This is a genomic window from Nocardia amikacinitolerans NBRC 108937, from assembly GCF_001612615.1.
Classification (GTDB): domain Bacteria; phylum Actinomycetota; class Actinomycetes; order Mycobacteriales; family Mycobacteriaceae; genus Nocardia; species Nocardia amikacinitolerans.
Window position 1 is genome coordinate 192,772 of record NZ_BDAU01000013.1, and the last position, 15,608, is coordinate 208,379.

General features: G+C 67.0%; 14 protein-coding genes and 1 pseudogene. 2 read left to right on the forward strand and 13 right to left on the reverse strand.

Annotated elements, in window-relative coordinates:
- Window positions 1-27: 27 nt before the first annotated feature.
- The gene (locus NAM01S_RS13645; protein ID WP_067784646.1) at window positions 28-1,245 is read right to left on the reverse strand and encodes a cytochrome P450; all 1,218 of its coding nucleotides are present in this window, start codon (window positions 1,243-1,245) and stop codon (window positions 28-30) included.
- 201 nt (window positions 1,246-1,446) lie between these two features.
- Here NAM01S_RS13645 and NAM01S_RS13650 point away from each other — a divergent pair, with 201 nt between their 5' ends.
- On the forward strand, window positions 1,447-4,596 hold the full coding sequence (locus NAM01S_RS13650; RefSeq protein WP_067784649.1) for an ATP-binding protein: 3,150 nt from the start codon (window positions 1,447-1,449) through the stop codon (window positions 4,594-4,596).
- Here NAM01S_RS13650 and NAM01S_RS13655 read toward each other — a convergent pair.
- The 9 genes from NAM01S_RS13655 to NAM01S_RS13695 form a co-directional block, all read right to left on the reverse strand.
- The gene (locus tag NAM01S_RS13655) at window positions 4,580-5,329 is read right to left on the reverse strand and encodes an ABC transporter permease (RefSeq protein ID WP_067784652.1); all 750 of its coding nucleotides are present in this window, start codon (window positions 5,327-5,329) and stop codon (window positions 4,580-4,582) included. The two genes, NAM01S_RS13650 and NAM01S_RS13655, sit on opposite strands and share 17 nt — an antisense overlap.
- Window positions 5,326-6,267 (reverse strand): ATP-binding cassette domain-containing protein, encoded by a 942-nt coding sequence (locus NAM01S_RS13660; protein ID WP_067784655.1) that lies wholly within the window; start codon window positions 6,265-6,267, stop codon window positions 5,326-5,328. Before NAM01S_RS13660 ends, NAM01S_RS13655 begins: the two co-directional genes overlap by 4 nt.
- 175 nt (window positions 6,268-6,442) lie before the next feature.
- Window positions 6,443-7,201, reverse strand: coding sequence for a DUF8020 domain-containing protein (locus NAM01S_RS13665; protein WP_067784658.1), 759 nt, complete (start codon window positions 7,199-7,201; stop codon window positions 6,443-6,445).
- 16 nt (window positions 7,202-7,217) lie between these two features.
- The gene (locus NAM01S_RS13670; protein WP_067784661.1) at window positions 7,218-7,817 is read right to left on the reverse strand and encodes an RBBP9/YdeN family alpha/beta hydrolase; all 600 of its coding nucleotides are present in this window, start codon (window positions 7,815-7,817) and stop codon (window positions 7,218-7,220) included.
- A gap of 11 nt (window positions 7,818-7,828) precedes the next feature.
- The gene (locus NAM01S_RS13675) at window positions 7,829-8,656 is read right to left on the reverse strand and encodes an SDR family NAD(P)-dependent oxidoreductase (RefSeq protein WP_067784664.1); all 828 of its coding nucleotides are present in this window, start codon (window positions 8,654-8,656) and stop codon (window positions 7,829-7,831) included.
- A 62-nt stretch (window positions 8,657-8,718) separates the two neighbouring features.
- A complete protein-coding gene (locus NAM01S_RS13680; RefSeq protein WP_067784666.1) occupies window positions 8,719-10,272 on the reverse strand; it encodes a long-chain-fatty-acid--CoA ligase in 1,554 nt (517 codons plus the stop codon).
- Between the two features lie 63 nt (window positions 10,273-10,335).
- The gene (locus NAM01S_RS13685) at window positions 10,336-11,664 is read right to left on the reverse strand and encodes an MFS transporter (protein ID WP_067784669.1); all 1,329 of its coding nucleotides are present in this window, start codon (window positions 11,662-11,664) and stop codon (window positions 10,336-10,338) included.
- A 123-nt stretch (window positions 11,665-11,787) separates the two neighbouring features.
- The gene (locus tag NAM01S_RS13690) at window positions 11,788-12,837 is read right to left on the reverse strand and encodes a beta-keto acid cleavage family enzyme (protein ID WP_067784674.1); all 1,050 of its coding nucleotides are present in this window, start codon (window positions 12,835-12,837) and stop codon (window positions 11,788-11,790) included.
- A gap of 46 nt (window positions 12,838-12,883) precedes the next feature.
- Window positions 12,884-13,273 (reverse strand): carboxymuconolactone decarboxylase family protein, encoded by a 390-nt coding sequence (locus tag NAM01S_RS13695; protein ID WP_067784677.1) that lies wholly within the window; start codon window positions 13,271-13,273, stop codon window positions 12,884-12,886.
- A gap of 119 nt (window positions 13,274-13,392) precedes the next feature.
- Here NAM01S_RS13695 and NAM01S_RS13700 point away from each other — a divergent pair, with 119 nt between their 5' ends.
- On the forward strand, window positions 13,393-14,379 hold the full coding sequence (locus NAM01S_RS13700) for an AraC family transcriptional regulator (RefSeq protein WP_067784680.1): 987 nt from the start codon (window positions 13,393-13,395) through the stop codon (window positions 14,377-14,379).
- Window positions 14,380-14,550: 171 nt separating this feature from the next.
- Here the strand turns inward: NAM01S_RS13700 and NAM01S_RS13705 are convergent.
- The 3 genes and pseudogenes from NAM01S_RS13705 to NAM01S_RS13715 form a co-directional block, all read right to left on the reverse strand.
- Window positions 14,551-14,829: pseudogene (locus NAM01S_RS13705) on the reverse strand (ATP-binding cassette domain-containing protein); the annotation flags it as partial.
- 60 nt (window positions 14,830-14,889) lie between these two features.
- Entirely contained in the window at window positions 14,890-15,282 is a 393-nt protein-coding gene (locus NAM01S_RS13710; protein WP_067784683.1) for a type II toxin-antitoxin system VapC family toxin, read from the reverse strand.
- A complete protein-coding gene (locus NAM01S_RS13715; protein ID WP_218018394.1) occupies window positions 15,282-15,581 on the reverse strand; it encodes a type II toxin-antitoxin system Phd/YefM family antitoxin in 300 nt (99 codons plus the stop codon). The genes NAM01S_RS13710 and NAM01S_RS13715 overlap by 1 nt, the downstream gene beginning before the upstream one ends.
- Window positions 15,582-15,608: the final 27 nt, after the last annotated feature.

Genomic DNA, 15,608 nt, shown 5'->3' on the forward strand with positions numbered 1-15,608 from the left:
GCATCCGGCCGGACTTCGAGGTAGGGCCTAGGCCGTCCAGGTGACCGGCAGCTCGTGGACGCCATAGATGTTCATGTCGGTCCGGAGCTTCACCTCGTCGGCGGGGACGGCGAGCTCGAGCGTCGGGAAGCGACGCAACAGTCCGGCGAAACCGGCGCGCATCTCGATGCGGGCGAGTTGCTGTCCGAGGCAGGTGTGGATGCCGTGGCCGAAGGCCAGGCGACCGCGGGCCTCGCGGCGGATATCCAGTGCGTCGGGGTTGTCGAAGCGCTCGGGATCACGGTTGGCGGCAAGCAGCGAGACGACGACGGTCGATCCCTTGGTGATCGTTTCGCCGCAGACCTCGATGTCGTCGGTGGCGTAGCGATAGAAGATGTCGGCGACCGACAGGAAGCGCAGCAGTTCCTCGACGGCATCGGGCAGCAGATCCGGGTTGGCGCGCAGCTCGGCAAGCTGCTCGGGGTGCTCGAGCAGCGCGAAGGTGCCGAGCCCCAGCATGTTGGCGGTGGTCTCGTGGCCGGCGAGCAGCAGCAGGAAGGCGATGCCGGTCAGTTCCTCGACGCTGAGTTCGTCGTCGCGCGCCAGGTCGGACAGGATGTCGTCGCCGGGTTCGGCCCGCTTGCGCACGACGAGTTCGGCGAGGTAGGTGGTCATCGCGCCGTACGCGGCCATCTTCTCCTCGAGCGTCTGGTCCTTGACCAGGAACTTGGCGGAGTTGACCTGGAAGGTCGCCCGGTCCGCGTAGGGGACGCCGAGCATTTCGCAGATCACCAGGGACGGCACCGGCAGCGCGAACTCCTTGACCAGGTCGACAGGAGGTGTCATCCGCGCCATCTCGTCCAGTTGCCGCTCGGCGACGTCGATGATGTGCTCTTCGAGCTGCTTCATGCGTTTGACGGTGAAAGCGCCGGTCAGCATGCGCCGCAGCCGGGTGTGGTCCGGCGGGTCCATGGCGATGAACAAGCCGGGAATCTGCGGGGACGGTTCGGTGGCGACGGGCATGCCGGGCGTCTCGTACGGCACGTGCACGACGCCGATGTCCTGGCGCGAGCTGAACCGTGTATCGGCCATGACCTGGCGGACCGCGTCGTACCCGGTGACGAGCCAGCCCTCGTGCCCGTCGGGGAACACCAGCGGACAGACCGGGCGAGCGTCGCGCAGCCGGGTGATCTCGCTGGGCGGGGCGAAGGGGCCCGCATCGCGTTCCATGGGGAGGCCGTGCGGGATGGGAACAGTTCCACTCATCGGAATGCCTTTCGAATCGGTTGATGCGACCACGGTCGCCGACCGGCCTGTCACGCGACTGACACGGCTCTGACACCGAAGCGGCCCGACCGAACGCCGCCCGAATCCCGCGGTGACAAGGCGAAATTCGACGGCATCGCGGCCCGCTGCGACGCATCGGCGGCGGGACGTCCGCCGCCGGCCCATGGCAAGATCGGCCGGGTGCAGATCGGGATTCTTGGACCATTCGAGGTGCGCACGGACGACGGTGTTCTCGCCGACGTGCCGGGCGCGCGGCTGCGCGGGCTGTTGATCGCGCTCGCGCTCGAACCGGGTCGCGCGGTCCCGAAAGCGACGCTCATCGACTGGATCTGGGGCGAGAACCCGCCCGCCGACGCGGCGAATGCCTTGCAGCGCTTGGTCTCCCGGCTGCGGAAGGCGCTGCCGGACGGGGCGATCGATGGCAGGCCGGACGGCTACCTGCTACGGGTGGAACCCGAAGCCGTCGACGCGGTGCGGTTCGAACGCCTCGTCGCCCAAGCCCGCAACGACGAGGATCCGCGCCGGCTGCGCGAGGCCCTCGCACTGTGGCGCGGCGCTGCCATGCAGGACGTCGGTTTGCGGGAGAGCGCGGCGTTCGACGCGGCGGTCACCCGGCTCGAGGGGCTGCGCCTGACCGCCATGGAGGACCGGTTCGATGCGGAGATCGACCTCGGCAACGGCGCGGAGCTGGTGACCGAGCTGACCGACCTGGTGGCCGCCCATCCGGTCCGCGAACGGCTCGTCGCCGCGTTGATGCGTGCCCTCGTCGCGTCCGGTCGCGACACCGAGGCGCTGCTCGTGTACGAGCGCACGAGAGAGACCCTGGCCGACGAGCTGGGCGTCGACCCCGCACCGGAGCTGTCCGCGCTGCACGTCGCGCTGCTGCGTGGCGAGCTGGGACGGCGGGAGGACAACCGGAAGACCAACTTGCGCGCCGAGCTGACCAGTTTCGTCGGCAAGGACGCCGATGTCGCCGCCGTCCGCGAACTCAACGCCGAGCACCGGCTCACCACTCTGATCGGGCCTGGCGGCTCGGGGAAGACAAGGCTGGCCACCGAAACCGCGCGCACGCTCCTGGGTGACCTGCCGGACGGTGTCTGGCTCGTCGAGCTCGCGGCCATCGGCGCCGACGGTGACGCGGGCAGCGGAAACAACGTCGCGCTTGCGACCCTCGCCGCGCTGAAACTGCGGGACGCGCTGTACGGCGAGGCGCAGGACGCGGAGCCGACGGACCGGGTCGTCGCGGCGATCCGCGAGCGGGCGATGGTGCTGATCCTGGACAACTGCGAGCACGTGATCGAGTCGGCGGCGGCTTTCGCCCATCGCGTGCTCGGGGAATGCAGGCGGCTGCGGATCCTCACGACGAGCAGGGAACCGCTCGGCATCACCGGTGAGGCGCTGTGGCCGGTCGTGCCGTTGGCCCTGCCTGCCGAGGACGCCGCACCCGACGAGATCGCGTCCGCTCCGGCCATCCGGCTGCTGCTGGACCGGGCGGGTGCGGTGAACAAGGACCTCGCGACCGACGCGGGCACATTGTCGACCGCGGCGCGCGTCTGCCGGGCGCTGGACGGGATGCCGCTGGCCATCGAACTCGCCGCTGCCAGGTTGCGCACCATGTCGCTCGATCAGCTCGCCCATCGGCTCGACGACCGGTTCCGCCTGCTGACCGGTGGCAGCCGCACCGCGCTGCCGCGGCACAAGACGCTGCGCGCGGTGGTCGACTGGAGCTGGGAGCTGCTCAGCGACGCCGAACGGATGGTCCTGCGCAGGCTCTCGGTGTTCTCCGGCGGCGCGAGTCTCGAAGCGGCCGAGCGGGTTTGCGCCGACGACGCGGTCGACACGGGTGAGGTGCTCGAGTTGCTGACCGCCCTGACCGAGAAATCGCTGGTGCTCACCGTGGGCGACCGGGCGCCGCGCTACCGGATGCTCGGCACGATCAAGGAGTACGCCGAGCAGCGTCTCGCGGAGGCGGGAGAATCGGATCGGACGCGACGCGCGCATCTCGCCTATTTCACCGAACTCGCCGAGACCGCGGATCCACATCTGCGCCGCACCGAACAGCTGACCTGGCTGGCCACGCTCGACGCCGAGCACGACAACATCACCGCCGCGATGCGCGGTGCGCTCGCCGCGGGGGAAGCGGACGGTGCCATGCGGCTCGCCGCCGCCGCGGGCTGGTACTGGTGGCTCGGCGGGCACAAGGCCGAGGCCAACGAACTGATCATGGCGGCAACGGCCGTGCCGGGCGAGGTAGCGGACGAGATCAGGGCGATGGTGTACGCGTTCGTCGTGCAGTTCGTGACCTCCGGGCCGCAGAGCGACCAGTACCAGGCCGAGGAGTGGATCCGCAAAGGGTACGAACTGAGCAAACGGGTTCGGACCCATCACCCGGTGCTCAGATTGCTCACCCCACTGGAACGCCTGTTGCACGGGCCGGACGCCTTCTTGCCCGCGTGGGAAGCGCTGCTGGACGACGAGGACCCGTGGGTGCGCGCCCTCGGCAGGCTTCAGCTCGGCAAGATGCGTATTCAGCTGGGGCAGGGCGGCACGGAAGCGGACACCTGTCTCGAGATGGCGCTCACCGAGTTTCGCGCACTCGGCGAACGGTGGGGGATTTCGTTCGCCCAGACCGAGCTGGCCAATCGCATCGCGGTGCGCGGCGAGTTCGCCGCCGCGTGCGAGCACTACGAGCAGGCGATCGCGGTCGTCGCCGAGATCGGCGCCGTCGAGGATGTGGTGCCGATGCGTTCGCGGCAGGCCCAGTTGTATTGGCTGGCAGGCGATGTGGAGTCGAGCGCGGCGGCGATGGCGGAGGCGCAGCGGTCGGCGGAGCGCGTCTCCTGGCCTATCGTGCTGGCCGAGCTTGCGCTGTCGAAGGCGGAGCTCGCGCGCTGGCGCGGCGACGCCGAGCAGGTACGCCGGGAGCTCGACGCCGCGTTGAAGCTGATGGGCGACGACGCAGAACGACCGAACATCCGCGCGATGAAACACGACCTGCTCGGCTACCTCGCCGAGGATCTCGACGAGACCCGTGCGCATCGCAACGCGGCTTTCCGAGCGGCATCCGAGACGGCGTATCCGCTTCTGATCGCCCAGGTGCTCGTCGGTATCGCGGATCTGGCGCTGCGTGTCGAACAGTACGAGCAGGCCGCGCGGCTGCTCGCGGCGAGCGCCGACCTGCGCGGCCTGCCGGATCGTTCCCACCCGGACGTGGACCGGATCGAGCAAGCAACGCGAAACCGCCTCGGCGACAAGGGGTTCGCCGAGGCGGTTCGGGAGGGTTCGGAGACCAGCTGGACCGAGCTTGTCGAGGTCACGCTCGCTTCTTGAACGTCGCGGACGCCCACAGGTAGCCGACCACGGCGATCCCGACGCACCAGGCGACGGCGGTGAGCGCGTCGCCGGTGTCCGGCGCGCCCGCGAGCAGCCCGCGCATGGTTTCGATGATCGGCGTGAAGGGCTGGTACTCCGCGAACTGCCGCAGGCCCGGCCCCATCTTCTCGGCGGGCACGATCGCGCTGCTGAAGAACGGCAGCATGACCAGCGGCACGGCGGCCATACCCGCCGTTTCCGGCGACTTCGCCGCCAAGCCGAGGGCGACCGTGAACCAGCCCGCCGCGAAACCGAGCAGCACGACCATGCCGACCACGCCGAGCCAGTCGAGGGCATCCGCCGCCGGGCTGAAGCCGAGCAGGAAGGCCACCCCGAGGAGGGCGGCGATGGCGATCAGGTTGGTCAGCACGGTGGCGATGACGTGGCCGGTCAGCACCGCGCCTCGGGAGACGTCCATGACCTTGAACCGGTTGATGATGCCCGTCGTCATGTCGGAGTTCACCGCCGTCGCGGTGGCACCCAGCCCGTAGCAGACGGCCAGCAGGATGAGTCCCGGCGTCGCGTAGTCGATGTAGTCGACGCCGACGTCGAAGGCGTCGCCGAACATGTACACGAACATCAACATGATGATGATCGGCATCAGGACCGCGTTGAACACCGAAGTCGGGTTCCGGGCGATGTGTTTGAAGTTGCGGCGCAACATGACCATCGAGTGGGACTTGGCGCTCATTTCGCTGCTACCTCCGTGGTGCGGCCGGTCAGGGTGAGGAAGACGTCGTCGAGGTCGGGTGTGTGCACGGAGAACTCTTCTGCGCTGAGTGAGTACTCGTCGAGGCGGTCCAGCAGGGCGCGGAGCGATCTCGTCCCGCCGTCGCTGGGAACACGCAGGGTCAGCGCGTCGTCGTCCCGGGTGGCGTCGGAGAAGAGACGCGCGGTCGCGTCGAGTTGGGCGACGTCGGTGAATCGGAGCCGGACGTGCGTCCCCGGGATCTGGCGCTTGAGTTCGTCGGGAGTGCCCTCGGCGACCAGGCGGCCGTTGTCGAGCACCGCGATTCGGTCGGCGAGCTGATCCGCCTCCTCCAGGTACTGGGTGGTGAGGAAGATGGTCACCCCGTCGGCCACCAGGTCACGGATGATCGACCACATGGTGCGGCGGCTGCGCGGGTCGAGTCCCGTCGTCGGCTCGTCGAGGAAGATGATCCGCGGGTTGCCGACGAGCGTCATCGCCAGGTCGAGCTTGCGGCGCATACCGCCGGAGTAGGTCGACGCGGGCTTCTGTGCCGCCTCCGTCAGCTCGAAGCGTTCCAACAGTTCGCCGACGATCCGCTTGCTCTCTTTGCCGGAGACCCCGGTGAGATCCACCATCAGTTGCAGGTTCTCCTGCCCCGTCAGCAGCTCGTCCACCGCCGCGAACTGACCGGTGACCCCGATCGCCGCGCGCACCGCCTTGGCCTCGGTCCCGACGTCGTGGCCCGCGACGCGTACCGACCCGCCGTCGGCCGCTATCAACGTGCTCAGCACGTTCACCGTCGTCGTCTTACCCGCACCGTTCGGTCCGAGCAGGGAAAAGATCGTGCCCGCACGGACATTCAGGTCGATGCCGTCGAGCACCACCTTGTCCCCGTAGGCCTTTCGCAGTCCGGAAACCGCAATCGCTGAATTCGTCATGCGAGAACCATCGGCGCCCGACCTGACACCCACCTGTCACGCCGCTGTCACGGCCCCTGACACGATGATCTAGCTGCCATCGGGTCCACACCCGGTCGAGCATCGGATCGGCAGAGTCGAGCGGGACGCGTCCTTGCCGTCGGCCGACTCGACCCGAAGCGACGCGTTCTCAACGTCATTTGCTGGGGGTGACTGCCTGCGCGGGGTCTTTGCAGTAGTCGGTGTCGGGCGGACAGGGGGCGAGGATGGTGGAGAAGTATTGGATCGCGGAGAACAGTGTGATGGGTCCGCCTGCGACGACAAGTCCGGCCATGGTGCCGACAGCGCCGATGGTGGCGGCGCCGAGTACGCAGCCTGCGATGGTGGCGCCGACGAAGGGTACGAGCAGAACGATGAGTGGGCTGGAGATCGCGGCGCCGGCGGCTGCTCCGACGAGACAGCCGGCGCCTGCGCCCAGGACGGCGCCCAGGACGGCGCTGACGGCGGCTCCGATGGCGGCGCGTTGGGCGAAGACGCCGAGGGCTTGGGCATCGCGGGGGGTGAAGGATTCGGCGATCTGGGTGGCGGCTTGACCGGTAGTGACGATCTGGTCCGTGGTGACGGCCTGTTGCACGGGCTGGCCGTCGTTTTTGGCGGGGGTGAGTGTTGCTGTGGTTCCGTCGATTCGGGCGTTGATGGGATAGGCGGTGTTGTCGATGCGGTAGGTGAGCGGGATTGTGGCGACCAGTCGCTCGTCGCGGTTGGTGAGGACGAGTTGATCATCGGCGAGTTGCAGTTCGCCGCCGCTGATGGTCAGTAGTGCACTGTCTCCTTGTCTGGTGACTTCGTAGTGCACGGCGGTGTTGTCGTCGTTGGGTGCCGGGGTGGCGTTGGCTGTCGCGGTGGTGAGCGCGATGGCTGTCGCGGCGAGCAGGGTGGTGGTGGTTTTCCTCATCGTTTGTTTCCTCGGTTCATCGGTGTATTGCGTTGATGGGAAGTGGTGTGGGCGAAGTCAGTTCGGCGACCAGTTGTTGTGCTCGCGGCCATGGTCCGTATCCGGAGGCTGGGTCGAGGTGCCCGACCGGGCCGAGGTCGACGGGGCGACTGCCCCAGGCTTCGGCCATGCCTGCGACTCGTCGGCTGGTGGCGAACGGGTCGTTGGTGCTGGTGGCGAGGACGGTCGGGAACGGCAGTGGGCTGCGCGGGACGGGGCACCAGGCGTGTGCCAGTCCGATTCGCCCGAGCTGTGGATCGTCGGCGGGCGGGTTTTCGAAGTCCGGTGGCGTGACCAGCAATGCCGCGCGGATCGGCCGGTTGGTCCGCTGCGCCCAGTGCACGACGGTGAGAACGCCTGCGCTATGCGCGACCAGGACGATCTCGCCGGAAACAGTCGACGCGACGGCCTCCAGGTTCGCCACCCAGGCATGCATATCGAGGTCAGCGCCTGCGGGTGGTCGCGGCACGGTGCGGGTAGGGGAACGGGTGGCCGCCAGTTGGTTCAGCCAGTGGTCCGGGGGCCGGTCACCGAGTCCGGGAACGATGACGACAGCGAGCTCGGTGGAGCGGTTCATGGGTGCGCAGGTCAAATCACGGCCCCGCCGTTCGGACTGATGATCTGTCCGGTGAGGTAGTGATCGTCGCCGGCGAGGTAGACGGCCAGGGAGGCGTATTCCTCGGGTGTTCCCAGTCGTCCGACGGGGATTTGCTGGTAGAAGCTGCGCTTCTGTTCGTCGGTGGCTGTGCTGAGGTATGCCTGGAACGGTGGGGTGGCGACGGCGCCGCAGGCGATGGCGTTGACCAGGATCCCGGCTCCGGCGACGTCGAGTGCGACGGTTTTGGTGAGGTTGGCGACCGCGGCTTTGGCGGCCGAGTAGCCGGGGCTGTGCGCGCTCGCTGCTGAAATCCCGGCGATGGAGCTGATATTGATGATCCGGCCGTGGCGCCGCGGCTCCATATGTCGCAAGGCCGCGCGGGTACACCAGAACACACCGTGCACGTTGACGTCCCACCATTTCAGCCAGTCGTCGTCGGTGAGACTTGTTGTGATGCCCAGAGATCGGCGCTCGACGGGTGTGGTCAGGTAGGCGTAGTGCCGGTTGCGCCGGGATGTCTCCGCCGGTGAGTCAGGTATCAAGGCGGCGTTGTTTACCAGGATGTCGATGGCGCCGAATCGGCCGGCGGCCCCGTCGAACATGTGGTCGACTGCGGCTCGGTCGGAGACGTCGACTCGGGCAGGTAGGCAGTGGCGGCCTAACGCTTCGATCTCGGCGGTGACGGCCGTGAGGGTGTCGGGCCGGATGTCGCAGGCGACGATGTCGGCGCCGGCGCGGGCCATCGCCATCGCGATCGCCTTGCCGAGTCCCTGGCCCGCGCCGGTAACGACAGCGGTCCTGTTGGAGAGTGGCGGCATGGTGTTCTCGCTTTCGGTTCACTCCCGCATTAGGCGGTGAAGAGGTTGTGGTTCAGGCGTTTTCAGCGCTGGGTGCGGAGTTCGCGTTTGAGGATCTTGCCGGTGGAGGTCATCGGAAGAGCGGCCACGAATTCGATGTGGCGGGGGTATTTGTAGGCGGCCATGCGCTGTTTGGCCCAGTCGATCAGCGAGTCCTCGGACGGTGCCGTTCCGGGCGCGGCGATGATGTAAGCCTTGACCTCTTCGCCGTGGCTGTGATGTGGGATTCCGACGACCGCGGCGAGTGACACCGCTTCATGGGTCATCAGGACTTCTTCGATCTCGCGCGGATAGACGTTGAGCCCGCCGCGCACGATCATGTCCTTGGCGCGGTCGACGATGTAGTAGTAGCCCTCGGCGTCGCGCCGGGCCAGATCGCCGGTGCGGAACCAGCCATCGCGCATGACCTCGGCTGTCGCGCCGGGTTTGCGGTGATAGCCCTTCATCACGTTGTGGCCGCGGATGGCGATCTCGCCGATGGCGTCGTCGCCGGTGATCGTGTGCCAGTCGTCGTCGACCAGACGCACCTCGACACCCCATACCGGTCGGCCGATCGATCCGGGCCGCGGCTCGTCGGCCAAGTCCGCGAACAGCGCCAGCGGGGAGGTCTCCGAGAGTCCGTAGCCCTCGGCGATGCTCACCCCGAACCGCTGCCGGAATCGGGTGTGTATCTCGACGGGGAGCGCGGCCCCGCCGGAGACGGCGAGCCGCAGATGTTCGGCGACGTCGCCTGCGCTGTCGGTGCTGCCGAGGGCTTCGAGCAGCGCCCAGTACATGGTCGGCACACCGGCGAACAGTGTGATCTGTTCGGTGCGCAACAGATCCAGAGTCGTGGCGGCCTCGAAACGCGGTTGCAGGACGAGGGTTGCGGCGACCGAGAACCCGGCATTCATGGTGATCGTCTGCCCGAAGGAGTGGAACAGGGGCAGCACCACCAGACGCCGATCGTGCCGAGCGGGATCATTGCCGAACTGTCTGTTGGCGGTGAATGCGTTGAGCAGCATGTTCGCGTGGGTCAGTTCGGCGCCCTTGGGCGCGCCGGTGGTGCCGGAGGTGTAGAGGATGACCGCCGTGTCGTCCGGATTCCTTGTCCGCGTATCGAATTCGGTGGGATATGCCAGGATTGCCGTAGTCAGCTCGCCGGGATCCTCGATATCCAGCGGGGCCGGGGAATCGATGAGGAACAAGTGACGGCAGTTCGGAGCCTGCCCGAACCCGCCGCGGCCGAACTCGCCCGTCGGGAGCTCCGGGGTGCCTTCGTAGCAGAAGAACGCCTTGGCATCGGAATCGTTTAGGTGATAGGCGATCTCGCGGTCCTTGAGCAGCGTGTTCAGCGGAACCACCGCTGCCCCCGCCTTGAGGATGCCGTAGTAGGCGATCGGGAACCACGCCAGGTTGGGGCAGGACAGCGCGACCTTGTCGCCCGGCTGGATGTCGTGTGCGACGAGCAGATGGGCGATCCGGTTGGCGGCGGCGTCGACCTCGGCATAGGTCAGTCGTTGATCACCGGCGACAACGGCATCGCGGTCCGGTCTGCGTCGGGATGTATCATCAAGCAGCACAGCGAGATTGAGCATGAAATACCTCTGGAGTGATGGGCCGGAGTGGTCCCGGCCGGACGGTGGAACGTGACCTCGTGGTCATGCGGCGGGTCGCGGCGATTCCAAGCGGGCGAGGCGCCGTAGTCCGGCCGGGTAGGCGGACCGGCCGAGGGCGAGGACCGCGATGGCCCCGAGGTAGGCGAGAGGCACCAACCGCAGAGCGGCGGCGAGCCCGTATCGGTCGGCGAGCACGCCCACGACCAGCGGCCCGAGCGCGAGTCCGAAGACGTTGTTGGCCAGGGTGACCGTGGCGAGTGCGGTCGCCCGCAAGCCGGCAGGGGCGAGGCTGACTACCATCGAGGCCGTGGCGCCCGCCGACCCGGCCGCGGTCAACGCTCCCAGCGCCAGAACAGTCAACTGAACCGGGCCGGTGTCGAGACTGAAGGCTGCCGTCAGCAGAATCAGCGAGACCGTGCAATACAGCAGTGCGCTGCTCCACTGCCGGACCGGATGCCGACGGCCGATGCGGTCGGTGAGAATGCCGCATACGACCATTCCGGTTCCGATGAGCAGCACGTACGCCGAGGCCACTAGTCCAGCGCGGTCGGTGGGCATGGAATAGCTGCGCTGGAAGAAGCTCGGCAGCCAGGCCATCAGCACCGCCGCGACGAACAATTGCAGGCCACCGCCGATGTAGGCGCACCACAACGACACCGAAGAGAACAAGCTGGACAACGGCGCCCGCACCGCGCTGCTCGCGACGACGGTGGATTCTTCGTTCGCCGGAGATTCGGCGAAAGTGTGACGGCGCAAAGACGATTCGGTCACCAGGATGCGGAACGCGCCGACCAGCAACAGTCCCAGCCCGGCCATGACGGCGAAGGTCCAGCGCCAGCCGACGTGTTCGGCGATGATCGCGCCCAGCGCGACACCCACGACCGACCCGAACGACCCACCGGCCAGAAAGGCCCCGCTCAACGAGGCCCGCAGGCGCGGGGCGAACACGGACAGCATCACCGCGGCGCCGACACTGCCGTACGCGGCCTCACCGACTCCGACCAGGAAGCGCGCACCGAGCATCTGACCGTAGCTTGTGGCGAGTGCGCACAGCAGGGTGGCCAGACTCCATACCGTCGCCATGACGAGCATGCTGCGCACGCGCCCCCATCGGTCCGCCACCAGCGACAGCGGGAACGCCAGTAGCCCAACCATCAGGGCCACGATGCTGGTCAACGCTCCCAACTGTGAATCCGACAGTCCCCATTCGGATTTCAGCAACGGAAATACCGCCGAGAGTGCTTGGCGGGACATGTAGTCCGACAGCAGCAATCCGAAGGTCAGCCCGAACACGACCCAGGGAAAGATCCGCGAGCGGGTTGCCGATGGGGCGGTGACCGGTGGGTCGGTCAGGTTGGTGGAGATGTCCATGGCGCTTCCTCGAGCCTGGTGGAATCGACGGGTCCGCATCGCGCGGCCGGAACCCGTCGGCGGCGGAAAGTGCGTGGGGCGCCGACCGCTCCGCGCGCGGTCGGCGCACCTATCTGCGAAAGATCAAGCGTGGTGCAGGAATCCGACCTGACCGGGCTTCCGGTTGGGCGGGAATCCGATCTTGGCCAACGCGTCGTCGGTGTCGGTGTAGACCTCGTCGAACAGATAGATCTCGCGTGCCTCCTTGCAGGAGGCCACATCGCGGCCGAGCTCGCCGGCGATTCGCACCATCTGCTCGACCTGTTCGACCGAGGTGCGTCGTTCGCCCTTGCGTCCCCACAGGTTGTCCTCGATGCCGACCCGAACGTGCTGGCCAAGGGCGATCGCGATGGTGCACATCGGGGTGACATTGCGCATGATGGTCTCGATCGTCAGCACCGCGCCGTCCGGGGTCCGGCGAATGAACTCCATCAGGTCCGCCGGATGTGTGCCCGCCGCCCCGCCGCCGATCGCGACAAGGTTCAGTACCAGCGGGCCGGTGTAGACGCCGCGGCGGATCAGCCGCTCCACTGTCTCGAGCTGATGTACGTGGCCCAACATGAAATGCGGCTGGATACCGGCGTCGGTCAACCGACGCAGGTGCTCGATGTAGAACTCCGGGCCGGCTTCCAGGACCATGTCGCGATATGCCTTGTACAGGACCGGATCCTGCAGAGAGGTGCCTGCGATGTCGTCATCGCTGAGCAGCTCCATGATGTTCATCTGGCTGGTGTTGATAGCGATGGTGACCTGATCCGGTTTCGGGTCGAGCTCGGCCAGCAGGTGCCGGGTGTCGTAGTCCAGCCACTTCGCCTGGTCGGCGCCTTCCGGCGGCGCGAACGAAATCGACCCGCCGACTTGGAGAATCATCTCCGGCGCCGCCTCACGCAGGCGGCCCAGCATCTCGTTGAACAGTTCGAGCCGCTTCGATCCACGCCCATCGGCCTCGCGGACGTGCACATGCAGCACCTGTGCGCCCGCGTTGTAGCAGTCCACCGCCTTCTGGATCTGCTCGTCCATCGTCACCGGAATGTCGTCGGAATCGCCGGGCAGGAACTCCGGGCCGTACGGGGCCACCTGGATAACCAACTTCTCCTGGTTCTCCGGTAGCAGCGAATCATCGAGATAGCGCATGATCTTCCTTCCTGATTCTTCTTGGTTGTTGCGCTGCGGAGCGGAACTACCGCTGCTCCGCACTGCGACGCTCGAATGCGTCGAGTTCTTCGGCGAGCACGGGGACGCCGATGTTGCAGGCATGAATGCCGAGCACGCTGGTCAGCTCGAGAACGGCGAGGATCTCCTCGGGAGAAACGCCCAGCTCCAGCGCCGCGCGAATGTGGCGGCGCACACCCGGCGAGTACATGTGCGTGCATGCGGCATCGACCGCGATGCTCAACAACTCCACGGTCTGCGGCGACAGCACGCCACGGCGGATCGGCAACGAGCCCATGGACATGAACTGCTCCGTCCACTCCGGGTCCCAGTCGTACAGCTTGTCCCACAACGGGTTCCACGTGCCCTGCGCGCGCATCGCGTCGACGACGGGAGTGGGTTCGGGCTCGATGGTCACCTGCGGCTCCTGACTGCGTTGAACGTGATTGCCGTCACGGTATTCGGCAGCGATACATCACGCTTGACAGAATGGGACTGAATATTTGACAATATGGGACACTGCTGAGGGAGTTTCTGATGGCTTCGATGGTCCGGAGCGCCGTTCTGTCCGGCTACGTCGAGCTGACGTTGTCGCTAGGCGTCGATCCGATGCTGCTGTTGCGGTCGGTCGGCATCGGCGCAGCGGCGCTCGCCGCCAGCGATACGTGGCTGCCCGCCGACGCGGTCGACCTGCTGATGGAACGCACTGCGTACGAAGCGAACTGCGAAGCGTTCGGTCTGCACTTGGCCGCGCGCCGGGGTCTTTCCAACCTCGGGCCGGTCGCGCTCGTGGCCCGTGAGGAGCCCGATATTCGCAGCGCACTGCACGTCGCGCTGCGTCACATCGCCCTGCACAACGAAGCGCTGCGCACCCAGCTCACCGAGACCGGCAGCCTTACCGCTCTGCGTATCCAGACCGCACCTGGAGCAACGCTCGGCCGGCAGTCCACCGAGCTCGCCGTCGGCGCCACTTGTCGTATCCTGCGGGAGTTCCTCGGCCGGGACTGGCATCCGCTGTCGGTCTGCTTCACCCACAGTGCGCCGGCGCAATGCGGCGATGCCTATCGAATCCTCGGCCCCTCAATCGAATTCGATCAGAGCTTCGACGGAATCGTGTGCTATACCCACGACCTCGACACCGCCAACCCGCTCGCCGACCCCATGCTTCGCCCCTACGCTCGCGAGTACTTGCGATCGCTGGCGCCGTCCGGCGAATCCACTCTCGAGCGGGTACGAGCAATCATCGAAACGCTGCTCCCCACCCAGCAGTGTTCGGCCGCCACCGTCGCCGACCACCTCGGGATGGACCGCCGCACCCTGCACCGGCACCTGACGCGCAGCGGAGAAACCTTCACAACCCTGCTCGACACCACCCGCCTTGACCTCGCCCATCGCTACCTCACCCACCAAGACCGCACCCTCAGTGACATCGCCGCAGAACTCGGCTTCTCCGAACTCAGCGCCTTCTCACGATGGTTCCGCCACCACACCGGCCACAGCCCCTCTCGGATCCGCACTCGCTGATCACCGGACGTGGCAGAGGGGCTGTCTGGCGCACCGTTGATCCGAAACTCTCACGTGATGTGGAGTGGTCGCTGGCAACAACAAACAGATGGTCCGTTATGCCAAGCACGCCCAGTCGGCCGCGACGGCGGCAACTCTCGAAACGGCAAGCGGACCAAGATGATCGAGACCGAGGCTGGACGTCACCGCCGCGAACTGACCGGTGACCCCGATCGCCGCGCGCACCGCCTTGGCCTCGGTCCCGACGTCGTGGCCCGCGACGCGTACCGACCCGCCGTCGGCCGCGATCAACGTGCTCAGCACGTTCACCGTCGTCGTCTTACCCGCACCGTTCGGTCCGAGCAGGGAAAAGATCGTGCCCGCACGGACATTCAGGTCGATGCCGTCGAGCACCACCTTGTCCCCGTAGGCCTTTCGCAGTCCGGAAACCGCAATCGCTGAATTCGTCATGCGAGAACCATCGGCGCCCGACCTGACACCCACCTGTCACGAGACCCACGCGCTTTCGGACTAGTGTGGTGCGGCCCAGACCAATCCAGCAGCCTCCGCCGCCTCGCCAAGACGTTTGTCGTAGGCGACGAGCGCGGTCAGGTCTGCGGCCAATTCGAGGGCGGTGGCCAGGTGGATCGCGTCCAGACTGCGCACAGTTGCCGGTGATACCGCGGCGGCGTTCGCCCGGACGATGCCATCGATTTCCACCATATCCACTCGTGCCAGCACGGTGGGAACGTGCACGAGATCTGCGGGTTCGGCGACCCGCACGGCACGGACCAGTTCGACTTCTACGAGCGCCGACGCGACCCAGGGGAGGTCTGAGTGCTCTTGGAGCCAGCGCACGAGCGCAGCGGTCTCGGCTTCCGGGTGAACCAGCTTGACCAGTGCGCTGGTGTCGAGGTACAGCATCAATACCGCTCGTCGTCGCGCAGGTCCTGCAACGCCGCACCGGCGCGGCCCGCATTGTCTACTGGTGCTTGCTCGATCCGACGGCGAAGGTCGGCGAGCAAGTCGGCGCGACCCCTCGATGCCGGCCGCATCCGGCCTTCGGCCGTCAGGCGAGCCCGCACATCGCGGGTCGGGTCCACCGGAACGATTCGGCCGATGACGGTGCCACGCTCGGTGATATCGACTGTCTCGCCTGCCTTGACCAGCGCCAATGTCCGTGCGGTGTGATGGGACAGCTCACGGATCGGAATGGCAGTCATGCCGCGATTGTGTCACAAAAATGTGTT